The sequence below is a fragment of the Nocardia sp. 348MFTsu5.1 genome, from assembly GCF_000383535.1.
Taxonomy (GTDB): Bacteria; Actinomycetota; Actinomycetes; order Mycobacteriales; family Mycobacteriaceae; genus Williamsia; species Williamsia faeni.
Genome location: NZ_KB911512.1, coordinates 52,170 through 69,949 on the forward strand (window position 1 = coordinate 52,170; position 17,780 = coordinate 69,949).

The following is a 17,780-nucleotide window of genomic DNA, read 5'->3' on the forward strand; positions in this document are numbered from 1 at the left end:
AATCAACCAGGAGGAAAGGTTTCACAATGGGCAAACTCGACAACAAGGTCGCGGTGGTCTCAGGGGCCGCACGTGGGCAGGGACGTTCACACGCGGTCAATCTGGCTGCCGAAGGTGCGAGCATCATCGCTCTCGACATCTGTGCCGATCTCGAAGGCAATACGTATCCGCTTGCGCGGCTGGAGGATCTCGAGGAGACCGCGCGTCTGATCGAGAAAGAGAACGTGCGCGTTTTCACCGCGGTGGTGGACGTGCGCGAACGGGCCGCGGTCTGGAAGGCGATCGCCGAAGGTGTCGACGAGCTGGGCCGGCTCGACATAGTCGTGGCGAACGCCGGAATCTGTGCGATGGGCGACGGTCAGACGATGCAGTCCTGGTCGGACACCATCGACACCGACCTCTCCGGAGTATTCAATGTGATCCAGGCCAGCCTGCCGCATGTCGGTGACGGCTCGTCCATCATCGCGACCGGATCCCTGGCCGCCCAGCTCGGCAGCTCGACCAAACAGGGTCCCGGCGGCTCGGCCTACAGCTTCGCCAAGCAGATCGTGGCACATTACGTCAACGACCTCTCCGTCCAGCTGGCGAAGCGGAACATCCGGGTCAACGCGGTGCATCCGACGAACGTGAACACCGACATGCTGCACAACGAAGGCATGTACAAGGTGTTCCGCCCGGACCTGAAGTCCCCGACGCGTGAAGACGCCGAACTCGGCTTCCCGGCGATGCAGGCGATGCCGGTGGCATACATTGAGCCGCAAGATGTCTCGGATGCCGTGGTCTTCCTCGCCAGCGATCAGTCGCGTTACATCACGGGCACCCAACTGCGGATCGATGCGGGCGGATACGTGAAGGTCAAGCCCTGGCAGGGCTGATCTCGGCCGACTTCGGACCGTGGTCGAGGCCGGTCCGCTGAACCTCTCCTGATTGGATTTTGGACATGAGTACAACCGACCAACGCGCGGAATCCGGCACTGAGACCGGGCTGCCGGATCCCGAACTCCACGCCGTCCTCGACCGGCTGCGCAAGTCATTCCTGGAGGACGGGCCACCCGGAATCGAGATCCGCCGCAACCGAATCGATCGCTTGATGGCGCTCGTCCTCGACAACACCGATGCCTTCGTCGACGCCATGGTGGCGGACTTCGGCTCCCGCTCGCGCACCGCGACGCTGATGACCGAGATCTTCGGCATGGTTTCGGTGATCGAACACACCCGCTCGCACGTCGGCCAGTGGATGCGGCCGACGAAACTGATGCGGGCCGGACGACTTGTCGGTCTTTACGCTGAGGTCCAGCCGACGCCGCTGGGAGTCGTCGGGATCGTCGGCCCCTGGAACTACCCCCTCAATCTCGTGATCCTACCGGCGGCAACGGCTTTCGCGGCCGGCAATCGGGTGATGATCAAGATGTCGGAGGTCACCGCGAACACCGCCGGGCTCCTGAAGAGCCTGGCACCGAAGTACTTCGACGACACCGAGCTGGTTGTCGTCACCGGCGGACCGGACGTCGCCGCCGCATTCGTGTCTCTGCCCTTCGACCACATCTTCTTCACGGGGTCGCCCGCTGTGGGCAAACTCGTCCAGCGTGCCGCCGCCGAGAACCTGGTACCGGTCACCCTCGAGCTCGGCGGGAAGAACCCGGTGGTGGTGGCCCCCGACGCGGATATCGCTCGTTCGGCTGCCCGGATCGCCCGCGGGCGGATGGTCAACGGCGGCCAGGTATGCGTCTGTCCCGACTACGTATTCGTGCAAGAGGACAAAGTCGACGAGTTCGTCGACGTCGTGCACAAGACCTTTCGCGAGATGTTTCCGACGGTCCTCGACAATGACGACTACTCCTCGAACGTGAATCAGGCGAACTACGACCGAGTGGTCGGATTGCTCGAGGACGCGCGGGCACTGGGTGCCCGGATCGAGTCGGCCACTCCGGACGGAGAAACCCTCCCCGATGCACGCACCCGCAAGATTGCACCGACTGTTGTACGAAACATCGACGCCCGCATGAAGATCGCGGACGAAGAGATCTTTGGCCCGGTGCTGGTCGTCATGCCGTACTCGACCCTGTCGGAGGCCATCGACCACGTCAACCGGGGCCCGGCGCCGCTGGTCGCCTATTGGTTCGGCCCGGACGGACACGACTTCCGTGAGTTCGTGCGGAGCACCCGCAGCGGCGCGGTGGCCCGGAACGACTTCGCGATCCACATGATGCCCTCAGATGCCCCGTTCGGCGGGGTGGGTAACAGCGGCATGGGCGCCTACCACGGGAAAACCGGCTTCGACACCTTCAGTCACCAACGAAGCGTCGTCGGCACCGACGTCCGGTTCACGATCACAACAGCGGTTGCCACCCCACCCTTCGGCGGGTTGATGCGCAAATTCGGCGATCTCTCCATTGCCTCCGTACGGCGCCGAACACGTCGCCGACTGAAGAACGATGCCCGCCAGAGTGATTGACGGCGGGCAGCCAGTATTGATGCTCCTATTGATGGCAAGTGCTGGTTAGGTGGCTGCTGCGGGCGCCTCCCTGATTCTCGGGCTGAGTAGGGTTCGACTGTGCAGGTCATCCGGGCGAACGAACTCGAGATCGCTTACGAGCGGGTCGGCGAGGGACCGCCCCTGGTCTTTGTCCACGGCGCGGCGGAGGACTGCCGCGTCTGGCAACCGCAGCTTGCCGACCTGGCCGACGAGTTCACGGTCGTCGCCTGGGACGAGCCGGGGGCCGGCCGGTCCTCCGATCTGCCTGAGGGCTTCGGCCTGGCGGACTGGGCGGACTGCCTCGCGGCGCTGATCGAGTCCCTCGAGCTCGGTCCCACGCATGTCGCCGGCCTCTCCTGGGGCGGCACCGTCGTGCTCGAACTCTATCGCCGTCATCCCGGGCTCGTCGCGACCCTGATCATGATCGACACCTACGCCGGCTGGAAAGGTTCCCTGTCCGCAGACGAGGTGCGAGAGCGGGTCGCCGGCGCCCGCCAGATGCTCGCCGCGCCGCCTGAGGAATTCGACCCCACCTTTCCTGGCCTTTTCGCCGGCAGCCCGCCGGCGAAGCTCGTCCCGCTGCTCGCCGACATCGCCGCCGACGTACGCCCCGCGACGCTCGGGCACCAGCTGTCCGTGATGGTCGAGGCCGACCAGCGCGACCTGCTGCCTCGCATCGCTGTCCCGACCCTGCTGATCTGGGGCGAGCTGGACGCGCGCTCACCGCTCAGCGTCGCGCGCCAGTTCGAGGAGGCGATCCCGGACACGGAGCTCGTTGTCATCGTGGGCGCCGGCCACATGAGCAACCTCGAGCGGCCCGAGTCGGTGAATGAGGCGGTGCGCGAGTTCTGCCGCGCCCACCCGCCGCGTCCGAGCTGATACTGCCGCGGTACCAATTGGTCTCGCTCGCAAGGGTCGTCTGGGGTCATGCCGCGCGTGGTTGAGCGCTGGGCCGTCTTTACCATCAAAGGCCCGGACGCCACAACAGATCAATGTCAGACCCCATTGGTAGCCTGAGGGGTTTGACTTTCCAATTGCGGTGAAATTGCTTGTAGGACAATAGAAATAGTCCTCTAGAACACTTGTGCGAATCCGGATTTGGCGGTACATTGGAGTCATGGACTTCGGGGGAATGTTCGCCAGGCTTTCAGATCTGGCAGGGGATGCGGCTTTGGTCGCCGGGGATGATGCTCAAGTGTCGTCGCGTACGGTGGCGGTTATTCGACTCAATCATGTTGTGGAACAACTACTTTTCCGACTGGTCGGTGAACTTGATTCTCGCGGGATCGCGAAGAAGTCGGGGGAAGGTTCCACCGCGAGGTTGTTGCAGCAGGCGGGGATGGCGCCGGCGGTCGCGCATCGCTATGTTCGGGTCGGTACCGCGTTGGACGATATTCCGACGGTGGCGTCGTATGGCATCGACGGCACACTGTCAGGTGAACATCTAGATTCGATTGTGAAGGGCCTCAGCCATATTGAGCGACGCAACCCAGAGCTGCCCGATTCAGATCGGACTGATTGTGTGCGTGGCCTGCTGGCCGAAGCGCTGACCACCAGTCCGTCGGCGGTAGCGGCTCGGGCACGGCATATGGCGATCGTGTTGTCGCCACCGGATAAGGAGATCCCCGACGCCGAGAATCACGAGCTCAATGAGTTCTCGTTCGGGACCGGTGACGACGGGCGCAGTCACGGCACGTTGGATCTGGACAACCTGCTGGGCGAGAAACTGCGGGTGGCGCTCGATCCGTTGTCGAAGCCAGTACTTGAACCGGACGGTTCACCCGACAGTCGCACGAGTGCTCAAGTGCGGGCGGACGCGCTGGAGCAACTGTTGGATTCGTACCTCGATCAAGAAGACCGACCCACCCGTGGTGGCGCGAAACCCCACGTCAATCTGACGGTGTCACCCGAACATCTACAGGCACTACAGCTACGCGGGTTGAGTGGTGTGAAGCCGCCGGCGTTGGCAGCCTCGTTTGAATGGACCGGACCCGCCTCCGCATCGACAGCCCAGATGGTGGCCTGCGATTCGGTGATCACGAAAATCTTGGTCGACAACAACATGGTCCCGCTCGACGTCGGTCGAGACCACCGGACGGTGACACCGGCGATCCGCAAAGCCCTCATCGCCCGGGACCAAGGCTGTGCATACCCGGGCTGCGGCTGCCCGCCCGGCCGAACCGATGCCCACCACATCGAGCACTGGAGTAAGGGCGGTGTCACCAGCCTGACCAACACCGTTCTCCTGTGCAAGCGACACCACAGGTACATCCATCACATGCGCTGGGAAGTCTTCATCGGTTTCGATGGACATCCATGGTTCATCAATCCCGACGACGCAAGCAAAACGCATCTGCGGTCCCATGCCCGCCGCACCATGACCTCCGACCTCGCTGCCGCGTAATTACGGCGAGCGTCGGAACTGCAAGACCACAAACCTACGACGACATATTCCAAGTACCCCAAGCAACACAGCAACGGCTGTGTACTGCACGATCTTTGAGAACTTCATAGTGGAATCGTCGGACCGGGACCCTCACGCGCTTGGCATGTCTTTCCAAGTTCGCAGCAGGTCGTCGGTGGTGGTCACCGTGGCCAGCAACGACAACGTGTTGTCGATGATGGCATTGCCGTATTCGGCTGGAAAGCCGGCGACGGCATCTCTCGGCAGGACCACCCGATAGGCGGCGTTGACGGCATCCATCACCAGATTCGGGATCGCCACATTCAGTGATACACCCACGGCGACAATGGTTGTCACGCCTAGGTTGCGGAGAATGGCGTCGAGGTCGGTACCGCCCATCGGGCCGAGGCCGTGCCACCGACTCAATGTCAGGTCGGTGGGTTCGGGCCCGAAGTCGGGGAGTAGGGCGGACCCGGGTGTGCCGGGCTCGATGCCGACCTCACTGCGGCCGATGGCAAACAACTTGGCATTGTGGTTGGAACCGAGCCCATCTGGCCTTCGCTGGACGAGGCAATGTACAACATGCACGCCCGCCGCCCGCGCGGCGGGAAGTAGCCGGGCGATGTTGGGCAGTGCTTCTCGGCGCGCCTCCTCAGCGAGCACTCGCAGGCCGGCGTCCGGACCGACGACGGCACCCTGCAGTTCCTGGGTGACGATTGCGGTATGGCCGGGTGCGACCAGGTCGGCCAGGTCGATCCTCATCTCGCGGACACGCTTTCGTCGGTCGGCGGCACGTCGTAGAACTGGGTCGCCCATTCGCGCATCGCCATATACGGTTTCGCATCGACCCGGGACAGTGGCGGACGTTCGACGTATTCCTGATAGCGCCAGATGTCGAGGTCTTCGAACACGGTGACGAGGAACTGTCGCTCGACCTTCTCGCGAATGTCCTCGGGCGGGATCTCGGACTCGTCGCCGGGGTTTCGTGGCCACCAGATCGAATAGAACAGATCGGAGTAGCCGTCCTCCACGGGGGTGCACGCGAATATCAGCCGATAGTTGGTGGAACCTTCGAATGCGCTGATCGCGAAACCGAGCCCGGAGAAGTGGCTGTGGATGAACAAGGCCATCTTGTCGGGATCATCGCTGCGGACGTCCGGCCAGCCGGTGAGGAATCGCCATTCGTTGTCGACCATCTCCCAGTTCAGGCTCACCGGTGTCACCGTCGCGTTGTGGACGTAGCGGAAATGCGCACTGTCCGGGCCATTCTCGGCCACGATCTGCGGGTGGACCGGTTCATGCTCGGACTTACGGGAGAACTCGGGATACGGGCGGTAGTAGGCGTCGCGGTCGGTCGGGAACTGGGGGAACTTCTCGAATAGGTCGGGCAGCTCCCAGCTCGGCGCTTTGCCTTCCGGGTGGTGCCACATGAATACCAGGCCGTATTGCTCCTGCACCGGGAAGACCCGCAGTTTGAGCAACTTGTTCGGGCGGTCGGGCTCGTCGGGGCGGTACTTGTTGACACCGTCGGGTCCCCATTGCCATCCATGGAACGGGCACTCGACACAATCGCCGACGACTTTGCCGCCGTGACCGATGTGGGCGCCGAGGTGGCGACAGCGCGCGGAGGTCACGTGCATGTCACCGGATTCGCCGCGATAGGCGACTAGGTCTTCGCCGAAGTACTTCAGCGGGCGGACGTCGCCGATCTCGAACTCCTGCGACCAGCCGATCACGAACCAGCCGGTGACCTTCCAAGTGAACGGAACTTTCATGGTGTGCCTTCACATCTCGTAACTGTTGCCAGGTGTTTGCTGGATTGTCTTTGGTGAAAATCGTTGTGCGGTGGCGTGGCTGGTCAGACGCCGATGACTGCTTCGCCGAATACCTTGATGAAGTTCGTCGCCGCCTGTGGACTCGATCCGTCGACGTGGACGACGGCGGATGTCGCGCCCCGACGTTCCATGTCGGCGAGGAACGTCTGCGCCTCCGACAGTGAGGCGCGGTCGTCGAGGTCGATGTGCGGGCAGACGACCTGAACGTCGATCGACAAGGGATCTCGCCCGACAGCGAGCAACCGGCTCCGCAGCCGGCCGAGTGCGGCCTCGAACTGATCGGCATCCTCGATGGCGACGGTGCGAATGGCCGAGGCCAACCCGGCCGAGGCGATGAGCGGCATCCAGCCGCTGCCGTACTGGACCACGCGGCGCATCGCGGCATTGCCGTTGCCACCGATCCAGATCGGCGGGTGTGGCTGCTGGGTCGGGCTCTGCAACCAGAGTGGACCCTGCGCTTCGAAGTCCTTGCCGGCGACCGGGACCTGAGGTTTTGTCCAGATGGACTGCAGCGCATCGAGGGCTTCATCGAGCAGTTCAGCCCGACGGTCGAAATCGACGCCGACTGCGGCGAACTCCGATCGCAGGTAGCCCGCACCGACACCGGCGATCAACCGGCCGCCCGAGATGATGTCGACACTCGCGAGGGCTTTCGCCGACAGGTACGGGTTGCGGAACGGCAACACGTAGAGATTCGTCATCAGCGCGATGCTGTCGGTCATGGCCGCCATGAAGCTCAGTGCGGCAATCGGATCGAGGGTGTTGTGGCCGCCATTGTGACGCCACTTCATCGACGGGGCCGGGTGCTCACTGAGAGCCAGCGCCGAAAAGCCTGATGCCTCGGCCGCAGCGGAGACTTCACGGATGACTTCTGGCTGGAGGAAGTCGTCTGGTGCGCTGGGCAGCTCGCTGGGGTATTCGAGGGTGTACTTCATCGTCGGGACTCCCGGGTCTGTTCTCGCCTTTACTGTAATGCTTACCGTATCATCGCCGAGGTTCTTTGGCCCAGTTTTTGTCTGTCGCTACCGAAGTGCCTACTGTAACGTCCGATCCATGCTCACGGATTCAACTGGCCACATGCTGATATTCACTTCCGGCGGATCGATTCGAGGGGCTGCGCAATGAGCACCCTGTCGAACGGGAGTCTCAAGATCGACGGGGGTATACCGGCCGACCTCGCCAAAGTCCCGGAGGTCGCGGCCAGGCTGGAACGCCAGGGGTTCGACGGGTGCTGGTCCGGTGAGGTCGCCCACGACCCGTTCTTCCCGTTGGTTCTTGCGGCGGAACATACTTCGCGTCTCGAACTCGGCACCAGCATCGCGGTGGCCTTCGCGCGGAATCCGATGACCGTGGCGAATCTTGGCTGGGACCTGCAGGACTACTCGCAGGGGCGGTTCACCCTCGGCCTGGGCACTCAGATCCAACCGCACATCGAAAAACGATTCGGGATGCCGTGGAGCCATCCGGTCCGGCGGATGCAAGAGTTCATTGCTGCGCTGGAGGCGATCTGGGAGGCCTGGCACGAACAAGGCGAGCTTCGGTTCGAGGGGGAGTTCTACACCCACAAGCTCATGACCCCGATGTTTCGGCCCGAACCGTCGGTCCATCCGGCGCCGAAGGTATTCGTCGCGGCGGTCGGGGAGCGGATGACCGAGATGTGCGGCGAAAGCGCAGACGGAATCATCGGCCATGCGTTCACGACCCGGCTGTACTACGACGAGGTCACGTCGCCGGCGATAGCTCGCGGACTGCAGCGCTCGGGTCGCGATCGCAGCGACTTCGAGGTGACATCCCCCGTCTTCCTCGTGACCGGGGAGAACCCGGCCGAGACAGCCGCCGCCTCGGAGGCGGTCAGGCGCCAGATCGCGTTCTACGGTTCAACTCCCGCGTACGGCAAGGTTCTCGAGCTGCACGGTTGGGGCGACCTGCACACCAGGCTTCACCGGCTGTCCCGGGAAGGCGAGTGGGCACAGATGGGATCCCTCATCGACGACGAGGTCCTCGACGCGTTCGCTGTCGTCGCACCGCCCGACGGGGTGGCAGCCGCCCTGTGGGACAGGTGCGGGGGTTCGATCGACCGTGCGATGCCCATGTTTCCGAAGACCATCTCGGCGGAGACGGTCTCGGCGGTTCTCGACGACCTCCACGCTCGTTAGCCGTCACGTCGATTCGGAACTTCGTCCGGCGCAATTGGTGACGTTACTGGAAGCATTACGGTAAACTCGACCCAATCTCCGGGTTGCCCGACTGTGAGCGTAGTGCGGGCCGGTCGGGCCACTCACTCATCGAAAAGAGGCGCCATGCCGAAGGTCGACATATCCAAGGTCGGCATCATCCCCTACGTTTCGTTGGCGGACGCATCCGTGCAAGACCATTCGACCGGCGACACCCAGTTTCCCGGGGTCTACAACGACGCGCTGTTCCTGTGGGCGATGGTCGATACCGAAGACGGCAAACGCTATGAACTCATCCGTGAACTCTCGGCGAGCGCCGCCTTCGACTACAACCTCCACGAATGCTCGACAGATCTGTGGGAGCATCCGCGAAACGTCCGGTTCCCCAGTGAGAGTGACCTGTACGCCGGGCTGATCATGTGGTTCGAACGTGACGGGAAGCAGATCGTCTATCCGGCGCACGCCCAGATGCGCGCGAAGCATCGCTTGCGGATCTCACTCGGACCGGACGAATACGTGTGGAAAGAGGACGAGAACTGCATCGACGTGGTCCTGTCCCCGCTTCCGATGAACGTGACGGCGATCTACGTCCCGGGTCTCCCCGACGATGTGGGATATACGAGTTCGGGCTGCACGGTGGAGGGGACCATCGAGGGCTCGAAGATCATCGGGGGATATGGCGGCCTCGACCGCATGTACTGCCTTCCGGGTCGTAGCGCGCACGACTCCAAGATCGCTGAGCTCGAGCACTATTGGTTCGTCTGGGGTTCGATCTCGGCCGACGGAACCTGGGAGACCGGAAACGCGATGCTGGGTACCGGCAACTACGCAACGGCAACGTTCCATCGCCAGGGTGAACCGCCGATCATTGCGACGAACGACGACGTCGACTCCAAGGTTGTCTGGGAAACGCAGGGTAACCGCAGCCAACCACGTTACGCCACACTGTCTTTCGGTGGACGCACCTTCAACTTCGAGGCGACCCACAACGCAGCGGCCGCCGGGATATCGCTCGGCATCGCGTGGATGCACGGGACCATGCACGAAGAAGGCGCCCCGACTCCGGTCAAGAGCTGGTCGACGATGGAGGTCATCAAATCGCGTGCGACACCTCGCGACCAGCAGAAAGCGACCTGACCAGGCAATCGAAAGACGGCCACTCGTACAGCCAACCCCCCACGACGCGGGTGAATTCTCGCGGGCAAACGATCGAACGGAGACCGGCCAGTGGCCCTCAAGGTAATACATTGCGGCACCGGAAACATGGGCCGGATCGGGCTCCAACGCATCATCGCCGATCCCGACCTCGAACTCGTCGGGCACTACGTGTGGTCGGAACACAAGGTTGGAGTCGACTCGGGAACTCTGTGCCGCCAACCGCCGACCGGCGTCATCACGACGAACAACTGGGATGAGTTGCTCGCGCTCGACGCCGACTGCCTGGCATACTTCGGCGACGCCATCGGTCACGAGGAAGAATCGATTCGCGAATTGATCCCGTTTCTGCAGCGCGGCACCAACGTGGTGTCGTTGTCCGCGTTCGCACTGGCTCATCCGTCGTCGGCACCGGCAGAACTGCGCGAACCGATCGAGGCCGCCTGCGCCGCCGGCAACTCGACGATGTACTTCACCGGTATCGATCCGGGTTGGGCAACAACGGATCTGGCAGTCGCCGCGTTGGCGCCTGCTGGACGAGTGGATTGCGTTCGAGTACTCGAACTCGGTTGGTGGGGCGACTACACCGCAGAGTTCGTCTGCCGCGAATACTTTGGATTCGGCAAACCCCCGGGCTTCTCACCGATCCTGGTGACCGGCGGCTTCATCGAAAAGATGTGGAAGCCGACGCTGGAGCAGATCGCGGAGGCGCTGGGTGTCGAGATCGAGGACTGGGAGGTCTCGTACGAGACGGACTCGCTCGATCACGACACCGAAACCGGTTTCGGGACAGTGGAAGCCGGAACAGCGTCGGTGGTTCGCTTCGAGCTGCGCGCGATGGCGGGTGGGCAGCCGATCGCGGTTGTCGAGCACGTCGATGCCGTCGCGCGTGGCGCCGGAACGCAGTGGAAAGCACCATACGGACCGTACGAGCTGTCCCATCGCGTCGAGATCGAAGGTGATCCGAGCTTCTCTGTGGAGATCGGCTATCCGGGGTGGTCCGCCGGACCGGCGACCGTGCTGCCGGTGGTCAACAGTATCCACGCCGTGTGCGCAGCACCCGCCGGACTTCTCGGCCCGCTGGACCTGCCGCGGTATTGGAGCCGAAATGTCAGGCCGAGCGCCAAGCGGATCAGCTCGGGCGTGCGATAGCGCGCCCGAGCCGGGAGAAGTCTCTCGATCAGCCTGGAAAGTGGATGACTCCGCGGATGTTTCGGCCTTCGCGCATGTCGTCGAACCCCTCGTTGATCTGATCGAGCGAATAGGTCCGGGTCACCAACTCGTCCAGCTTGAGCTTCTTCACGCGGTACATCTCCAAGAGCATCGGAGTGGCCTCGCGGGGAGACTTCATTCCGTACAGGGCGCCCTGGATCCGTTTCTGGAACATGGCCAGTCCGAACGCGTTGAGACCGGGAATCGGTCCCTCTTCGTCCATCGCGGACATGCCGGTGACAACGAGGGTGCCGGCCTTGCGGATCGCTTGATATCCCGCACCGAGCAGCTCGTTGTGGACCAGACCGGCGGTGAGGATCGCGACGTCGGCGCCCTGGCCGTTGGTCAGGTGCCGCACCCGGTCCATCGCGGCCTCGATCGATTCGTACGATTCGGTGGCTCCGAAGTCGAGCGCCCACTTGCGTTTGTCCTCAACGGGATCCACGGCGATCACATGCGCCGCGCCACTTTCGCGCGCGCCCTGCAACGCGTTCATTCCGACACCGCCGACTCCGGCGACGATGACGACGTCACCGGGTTGCACGTTGCCGGCGGTGGTCGCCGAACCGAAACCGGTCTGCACTCCGCAGGCGACGAGACACGCCAACTCGAGCGGGATGTCTTTGGCGATCTTGACGACCGACAGCTGGTCGTAGACCTGCCACTCGGCAAAGCATCCGAGCATCCCCATCGTGGCGATGTCCGCGCCATCGGCACCGTGCATGCGGAAGGTGCCGTCGAACTGGTCGCCGAGCATCAGCTTGATCCCGTTGTCGCACAGGTTCTGCATTCCCATCGCGCACCACCGGCACGTGCCGCATCCCGGGATGAACGAGGTGACGATGTGGTCGCCGACCTCGAGTCCGGTTACCCCTGGCCCGACCTTGCGGACCACACCGGCTCCTTCGTGACCGCCGGCCATCGGGAGGTGGAAGACGGGGATGTCTCCGGCAGCCATGTGGTCGTCGCTGTGGCACAGGCCGGTGGCGACCATCTGCACGAGAACTTCGCCAACCTGGGGGTCGTCGAGTTCGACCTCTTCGACCGACCAGCGACCGGGTGCCTCACGCAGTACTGCTGCTCGTGTCTTCATATGATCTCGCTTTCATTCCGGCCGCCCCGACGCGAGTGTATAGTACTACTGTAAGACTTGCGGTTGAGCAATCAATAGCGGCTGATCGGCCGAGATGCAGGACGACCATCTGGACGGGAACGCCGAGCGTTCCTTCTTCAACGGAGGTGAATGACATGACGATCGAGTCGGAAAAACGTCAGAGCGAGAAGGTTGAATACACGCTGCCGGTCGACTGCGACAACCACTACTACGAAAAGATCGATGCCTTCACCCGGTACCTCGATCCGGAGTTCCGGTCGCGCGGGATCGAGGTCATCAAACGCGGGACGCACACCGAATTGCTCGCTGGCGGAGTGCTTTTCGAGTTCGTGCCGAACCCGACCTTCGATCCGGTGATCGTCCCCGGCTCGCTGGATGCATTGTTTCGCGGACAGATCCCCGAGGGGGTTGACCCGCGGTCGCTGGCGAAGGTCGCGCCGCTCAACCCGGCCTATCAGGATCACGACATCCGGCTGGAGATGATCGCGGAGCAGGAGATGTCCGCCGCTATCCTTCTCCCCACCCTTGCCTGTGGTGTGGAGGAAGCGCTCAAGGACGACATCCCGGCGACGATGGCCAGCGTGACCGCGTTCAACAAATGGCTGGACGAGGACTGGGGCTTTTCGTACAAGGACCGCATCTTTGCCGCCCCGATGCTCTCGTTCGCCGACCCGGACGAGGCCGTCCGCGAGATCGATCGCCTGATCGAGCGGAATGTCCGCATCGTCTCCGTTCGACCGGCTCCGGTGCCGGCCCCGTACGGGAGGTCGAACTCGTTCGGCAACCCGATTTACGACAAGGTCTGGGCGAAACTCGAAGCCGAAGACATTCCGGTCGCATTCCACCTCAGCGACAGCGGGTACAACCGATACCTGGCCTCGGCCTGGGGCGCTCCGGATCGGTTCGTCCCGTTCAAGACCAAGAACACTCTGGCCTCTTTGGTCGTTGCCGACCGGGCGATCCACGACACCTACGCCAGCCTGATCGTCGACGGCGTCTTCACCCGTTTCCCGAAACTGCGCACGGCGAGCATCGAAAACGGGTCGGATTGGGTGGCCCTGCTCCTCAAGCGTCTCCGGAAACAGGCAAACCAGACACCATGGGTGTTCGCCGAAGATCCGGCCGACACGATCCGCCGGCACCTGTGGGTATCCCCGTACTACGAGGAAGACGTCCGCAAACTGGCCGACACCGTCGGGTCCGACAAGGTGTTGTTCGGATCGGACTGGCCTCACGGTGAGGGCCTCGAGAAGCCGACCGATTTCATCAACGAACTCGATGACTTCACCGCCGCCGAACGAGATCAAATCATGCGAACCAACACTCTCGATCTGCTCGGCATCCGATACTGAGCTGCCAGATCCGCCTCCGCCGCACGCGGTCACCTACCACGCCTATCTGCACAGAATCGAGCTCAGATTGTCTCTCACGGTAACCAGGGATCAACAGGACCTGGCGGCGTCAATTGGATCCTGGGGCGACCGCTGCGGGCTTCGCCCGGCGGCGCGGGCGGAGGTCAACACACCACCCGGTGATCGTTCGACGACGCGTCCGCCCTGGTGGACCGAGGCAATCGAGCTGGGCCTTCCGGCGCTGGCGATACCGGAATCGGCCGGCGGAGTGGGAGCAACGGTCGAGGAGTCCTCGATTGCGATCGCCGAACTGGGGTTTCGGATCGCCACCGGACCGCTGGCACCGGGCACCGTCGGTGCGCTGGTACTGGCCACGCAGAAGGCCGACACCGGTCCGCACGCGGAGGTACTCCGCGGGGTGGCCGACGGATCGGAGATCGTGGTTGTCGCCCTGGATGGTGACGCCGAAGCGACCCGAACACCGGATGGCTGGTTGGTCTCCGGCGACGTCGGTTACGTCATCGGTGCACAGCAGGCGACGCGGATCGTGGTGTCGGTCCGGACCGCGGACGGCATCCGCTGGCTCGTTGTTCCGACGGGTGAGGCGGTCACGGTGACGCCCATCGACAGCGTCGATGTCACCCGCCCGTCGGCGCGGGTCAGGATCTCTGATGCGCTGGTGTCCGACGACGGTGTTCTCGCCGGCGTCGACTCGGAACTCGTACGTGACCTCTGGGTCACCACCGCAGGCGCGGAAGCGGCCGGGATCGCCCGGTGGGCACAGGAAACCGCAACGGAGTACGCCAAGGTGCGTGTCCAGTTCGGGCGTGCCATCGGTTCGTTCCAGTCGATCAAACACCTCTGCGCGGACATGCTGGCGCGGTCGGAGATGGCCGGCGCGGCGGCGTGGGATGCCGCCGGGGCCGCGACGGCGTATCTGCGTCTCGGAGACAGCGAATCACGCCAACAGCTCGCGGTAGCGGCGGGTGCCGCAGGAGTGGTGGCCCTGGAGAACGCGGTCCTCAACTCCAAGGACTGCATCCAGGTGCTGGGCGGTATCGGGATGACGTGGGAACACGACGCGCACCTGTCCTTGCGTCGGGCGCTCACACTCAAAGAGATCTCCGGCGGCTCCGATCACTGGCGTGCCCGCATGACCGCGGTCGTCCGGACGGGGGCGCGCCGGCAATGGGCGGTGTCGTTCGGAGCAGAGACAGACCGACTCCACGACGAGATCAGACAACTGATCGCCGGGCTGCCGGCCGAGGAATCCAAACTCCGGATCGCACTTGCCGACGAGGGTCTGATCGCGCCGCACTGGCCGCAGCCGTACGGGCGGGCGGCGACGGCGATCGAGCAGATCCTGATCGCGGAGGAGCTCGACCGGGCCGGGATTCGTGTTCCCGACATCGTGGTGGGTAACTGGGCGCTGCCCACCATCATCGAATTCGGTACGGACGAACAGCGAGAGCAGTTCGTCTCACCGACGTTGCGTGGTGAGATCACTTGGTGCCAGATGTTTTCCGAGCCTGGGGCCGGTTCGGATCTCGCGTCTCTGCGGACGAAGGCAGAGCGCGTCGATGGCGGCTGGGTCCTGAATGGTCAGAAGGTATGGACATCGAATGCGATGCAGGCGGACTGGGCCATCTGTCTGGCCCGCACGGATCCGGATTCGAAGAACCACCGGGGGATCACCTACTTCATCGTGGATGTGAAGGGCTCCGGTGTCGAGGTCAGGCCGCTGCGGGAGATCACGGGTGACGCCGTGTTCAACGAGGTCTTCCTCGATGACGTCTTCGTTCCGGACGACCTGGTGGTCGGACAGATCAATGACGGATGGAAGCTGGCGCGGGCCACGCTCGCGAGCGAAAGGGTTGCCATCGCAGCCAATTCCACACTCGGACACGGCCTTGACGAACTGGTCTCCGAGACCCCGGGCAGCCCGCTGTTCGACGATCGCCTCGGCGAGCTGCTGGCGACCGGCCAGGTCGTCAAAGCCGTGGGGCAGCAGATCGCGCTCCGGCAGATCGAGGGTCTCGATCCCGGCCCGTCGGCCAGCATCCGGAAGCTCGTGTCGGCTCACTTCTCACAAGCTGTCAGTGAACTCGCGATCAGTGTCCTCGGCCCCGCGGGACTCGATATGACGGACAAGCAAGCAGCACAACGGGTATCGCTCTTCATGCTGACGCGGTCCGGCACGATCGCGGGTGGCAGCAGTCAGATCATGCGCAACATCATCGCCGAACGTCTTCTCGGACTACCTCGCGACTGACGATCATCACCAATGTGCGACAACATACTTCAAGGAGCCAATCGTGACGCTCGGCCCAGCTACTGATCGCCTGACCTTCTCCAGTGACTACGCCACCGATCCACGGCTGGCGGGTATGTTCGGCCCAGATGGTCCCTTCGCGGTCGAAGAGGTTCTCATCGACGGAGTCCGAGTGCGTTCGTTCGTGAGTATCCCGGGATCGCTGGTGGATGTCTTCGCGATGTCGCAGGCGCATCAGGATCTCGTTCACCTGGTTTTCGAGAACGACCGTCTGACCTTTGGCGACATCCGGGCGCAGGCGCTCAGCTTGGCGCTGCGCTTGAGGTCCGATTTCGGTGTGGAACAGGGTGATCGGGTTGCCATCGCAATGCGGAACTACCCCGAATTCGTCCCCGCGTTCTGGGCCGCGGTGATCCTCGGGGCGATCGTGGTCCCGCTGAACTCGTGGTGGCAGGGTGCGGAGTTGCACAATGCCCTCGAAGAGTCGGGCGCCAAGGTGGTGTTCGCCGATGCCGAGCGAATCGAACGGCTCGCGAGCGTCGAGGGTGGGCAGTCGGCGCTGACCATCGTCGGGGTACGTACGGCCGGAAGCAGTCACGTCGGGGACGCGGCCTACGACGACCTGGCATTCGGTCCGGGACTCGACGTGACCGAATTGGCAACAGCCGCAGCCGATGACGTGGTCGCGATCTCGTACACGTCCGGAACCACCGGCCGGCCCAAAGGGGTGGTCATCACCCATCGGGGCATCCTCTGCAGTGTCATGAACATGGGTTTTGCGACCATCCGCGACGTCATGATCAGTGGGAATCAGCCGTCGGGCCAACCGGTTCAGTCGAGCGGCATCCAGGCCGCTCCGCTCTTTCACATCGGTGGCATCAACGGGATCACCGGCGCCGCGATGGGCGGCGCGAAGATCACGCTGTTGCGTAAGTGGGACATCGACGAGGCGATGAAACTCGCTGAACAGGAGAGTGTCACGAGCCTGGGAGGTCCCCCCACGATCGCCCGGGAGATGCTCGAACACCCTGACATCGTCAAGTTCCGCCCGCAGGTCACCGGTTTCTCGATGGGTGCGGCCAGCGTGCCACCGGATCTGGTGGGTCTGACCGGAGAGGTCTTCGGGGATTCGGTCCGCGTGTACAACGGCTACGGACTCACCGAGACGACGTCGGCGGTGGTCAACAACATCGGGGTCGAATACTTCGAGCACCCGGACAGCGTCGGCAGGCTCAACATCACTGCCGACCTGTTGGTCGAAGGCCCGTCAGGCGAGTCGCTGGGCCCAGGGGAGATCGGCCAGCTGTGCTTTCGCTCACCGCAGAATGCCAAGGGGTACTGGAACAATCAGGCCGCCACTGACGAATCCTTCGTCGACGGCTGGTTCCGCAGCGGGGACCTCGGGTATATCGACGACGAGGGTTACATCTACGTGGTGGACCGGCTCAAGGACGTCGTCATCCGCGGCGGCGAGAACATCTACTGCGCCGAGGTCGAGGCCGTTCTCTTCGAGCACCCCGATGTCCAGGACGTGGTGTTGATCGGACTGCCGGAACGCATCATGGGGGAACGGGCCTGCGCGGTCATCGTGGCGCGTCCCGGCACCCAGCCGACACCGGCGGACCTCCGGGAGTTCGCGGGACGACGCCTGGCCGCATTCAAGTGCCCGGAAGCGTTCTACATGACCGACGAGATCCCCAAGACCGCAACCGGCAAAACCGTCAAGAAGGCCGTGCGTCAACACGTCCTCGACGACGATCAGCGCATCCTCGCCACATGGTGACGC

General features: G+C 63.5%; 14 protein-coding genes. 10 read left to right on the forward strand and 4 right to left on the reverse strand.

What is annotated here, in order from left to right:
- Nucleotides 1-26: 26 nt before the first annotated feature.
- The 4 genes from H290_RS0108685 to H290_RS28140 all read left to right on the forward strand — a co-directional run bounded on the left by H290_RS0108685 (nucleotide 27) and on the right by H290_RS28140 (nucleotide 4,880).
- Nucleotides 27-875 carry a mycofactocin-coupled SDR family oxidoreductase gene (locus H290_RS0108685; protein ID WP_020106403.1) on the forward strand — a complete coding sequence of 283 codons (849 nt, stop codon included), beginning with the start codon at nucleotides 27-29 and terminating at the stop codon, nucleotides 873-875.
- A gap of 65 nt (nucleotides 876-940) precedes the next feature.
- Entirely contained in the window at nucleotides 941-2,455 is a 1,515-nt protein-coding gene (locus tag H290_RS0108690; RefSeq protein ID WP_020106404.1) for a coniferyl aldehyde dehydrogenase, read from the forward strand.
- Between the two features lie 99 nt (nucleotides 2,456-2,554).
- Nucleotides 2,555-3,355, forward strand: coding sequence for an alpha/beta fold hydrolase (locus tag H290_RS0108695; protein ID WP_020106405.1), 801 nt, complete (start codon nucleotides 2,555-2,557; stop codon nucleotides 3,353-3,355).
- Nucleotides 3,356-3,593: 238 nt separating this feature from the next.
- Nucleotides 3,594-4,880: an HNH endonuclease signature motif containing protein gene (locus H290_RS28140; protein WP_036518456.1), complete on the forward strand. Its 1,287-nt coding sequence runs from the start codon at nucleotides 3,594-3,596 to the stop codon at nucleotides 4,878-4,880.
- A 132-nt stretch (nucleotides 4,881-5,012) separates the two neighbouring features.
- On the opposite strand, the gene H290_RS0108705 is transcribed toward H290_RS28140, so the two are convergent.
- The 3 genes from H290_RS0108705 to H290_RS0108715 all read right to left on the reverse strand — a co-directional run bounded on the left by H290_RS0108705 (nucleotide 5,013) and on the right by H290_RS0108715 (nucleotide 7,650).
- Nucleotides 5,013-5,642 carry a cysteine hydrolase gene (locus tag H290_RS0108705; RefSeq protein ID WP_020106407.1) on the reverse strand — a complete coding sequence of 210 codons (630 nt, stop codon included), beginning with the start codon at nucleotides 5,640-5,642 and terminating at the stop codon, nucleotides 5,013-5,015.
- Nucleotides 5,639-6,655 carry an aromatic ring-hydroxylating dioxygenase subunit alpha gene (locus H290_RS0108710; RefSeq protein WP_020106408.1) on the reverse strand — a complete coding sequence of 339 codons (1,017 nt, stop codon included), beginning with the start codon at nucleotides 6,653-6,655 and terminating at the stop codon, nucleotides 5,639-5,641. The genes H290_RS0108705 and H290_RS0108710 overlap by 4 nt, the downstream gene beginning before the upstream one ends.
- Nucleotides 6,656-6,738: 83 nt before the next feature.
- Entirely contained in the window at nucleotides 6,739-7,650 is a 912-nt protein-coding gene (locus H290_RS0108715; protein WP_020106409.1) for a TIGR03619 family F420-dependent LLM class oxidoreductase, read from the reverse strand.
- Between the two features lie 186 nt (nucleotides 7,651-7,836).
- On the opposite strand from H290_RS0108715, the gene H290_RS0108720 reads away from it, so the two are divergent.
- The 3 genes from H290_RS0108720 (at nucleotide 7,837) to H290_RS0108730 (ending at nucleotide 11,196) form a co-directional block, all read left to right on the forward strand.
- Nucleotides 7,837-8,871 carry an LLM class F420-dependent oxidoreductase gene (locus tag H290_RS0108720; protein WP_020106410.1) on the forward strand — a complete coding sequence of 345 codons (1,035 nt, stop codon included), beginning with the start codon at nucleotides 7,837-7,839 and terminating at the stop codon, nucleotides 8,869-8,871.
- Between the two features lie 144 nt (nucleotides 8,872-9,015).
- Nucleotides 9,016-10,026 carry a hypothetical protein gene (locus H290_RS0108725; protein ID WP_020106411.1) on the forward strand — a complete coding sequence of 337 codons (1,011 nt, stop codon included), beginning with the start codon at nucleotides 9,016-9,018 and terminating at the stop codon, nucleotides 10,024-10,026.
- Nucleotides 10,027-10,116: 90 nt separating this feature from the next.
- On the forward strand, nucleotides 10,117-11,196 hold the full coding sequence (locus H290_RS0108730; protein WP_020106412.1) for a hypothetical protein: 1,080 nt from the start codon (nucleotides 10,117-10,119) through the stop codon (nucleotides 11,194-11,196).
- A gap of 28 nt (nucleotides 11,197-11,224) precedes the next feature.
- Here H290_RS0108730 and H290_RS0108735 read toward each other — a convergent pair whose 3' ends face one another.
- Nucleotides 11,225-12,349: an NDMA-dependent alcohol dehydrogenase gene (locus H290_RS0108735; protein ID WP_020106413.1), complete on the reverse strand. Its 1,125-nt coding sequence runs from the start codon at nucleotides 12,347-12,349 to the stop codon at nucleotides 11,225-11,227.
- A 155-nt stretch (nucleotides 12,350-12,504) separates the two neighbouring features.
- Here H290_RS0108735 and H290_RS0108740 point away from each other — a divergent pair, with 155 nt between their 5' ends.
- The 3 genes from H290_RS0108740 to H290_RS28145 all read left to right on the forward strand — a co-directional run bounded on the left by H290_RS0108740 (nucleotide 12,505) and on the right by H290_RS28145 (nucleotide 17,777).
- Complete coding sequence (locus tag H290_RS0108740; RefSeq protein ID WP_051121941.1) at nucleotides 12,505-13,722, forward strand: amidohydrolase family protein; 1,218 nt, start codon at nucleotides 12,505-12,507, stop codon at nucleotides 13,720-13,722.
- 67 nt (nucleotides 13,723-13,789) lie between these two features.
- Nucleotides 13,790-15,994 carry an acyl-CoA dehydrogenase gene (locus H290_RS0108745; protein WP_028462960.1) on the forward strand — a complete coding sequence of 735 codons (2,205 nt, stop codon included), beginning with the start codon at nucleotides 13,790-13,792 and terminating at the stop codon, nucleotides 15,992-15,994.
- Between the two features lie 43 nt (nucleotides 15,995-16,037).
- Nucleotides 16,038-17,777 carry a class I adenylate-forming enzyme family protein gene (locus tag H290_RS28145; RefSeq protein WP_231373544.1) on the forward strand — a complete coding sequence of 580 codons (1,740 nt, stop codon included), beginning with the start codon at nucleotides 16,038-16,040 and terminating at the stop codon, nucleotides 17,775-17,777.
- Nucleotides 17,778-17,780: the final 3 nt, after the last annotated feature.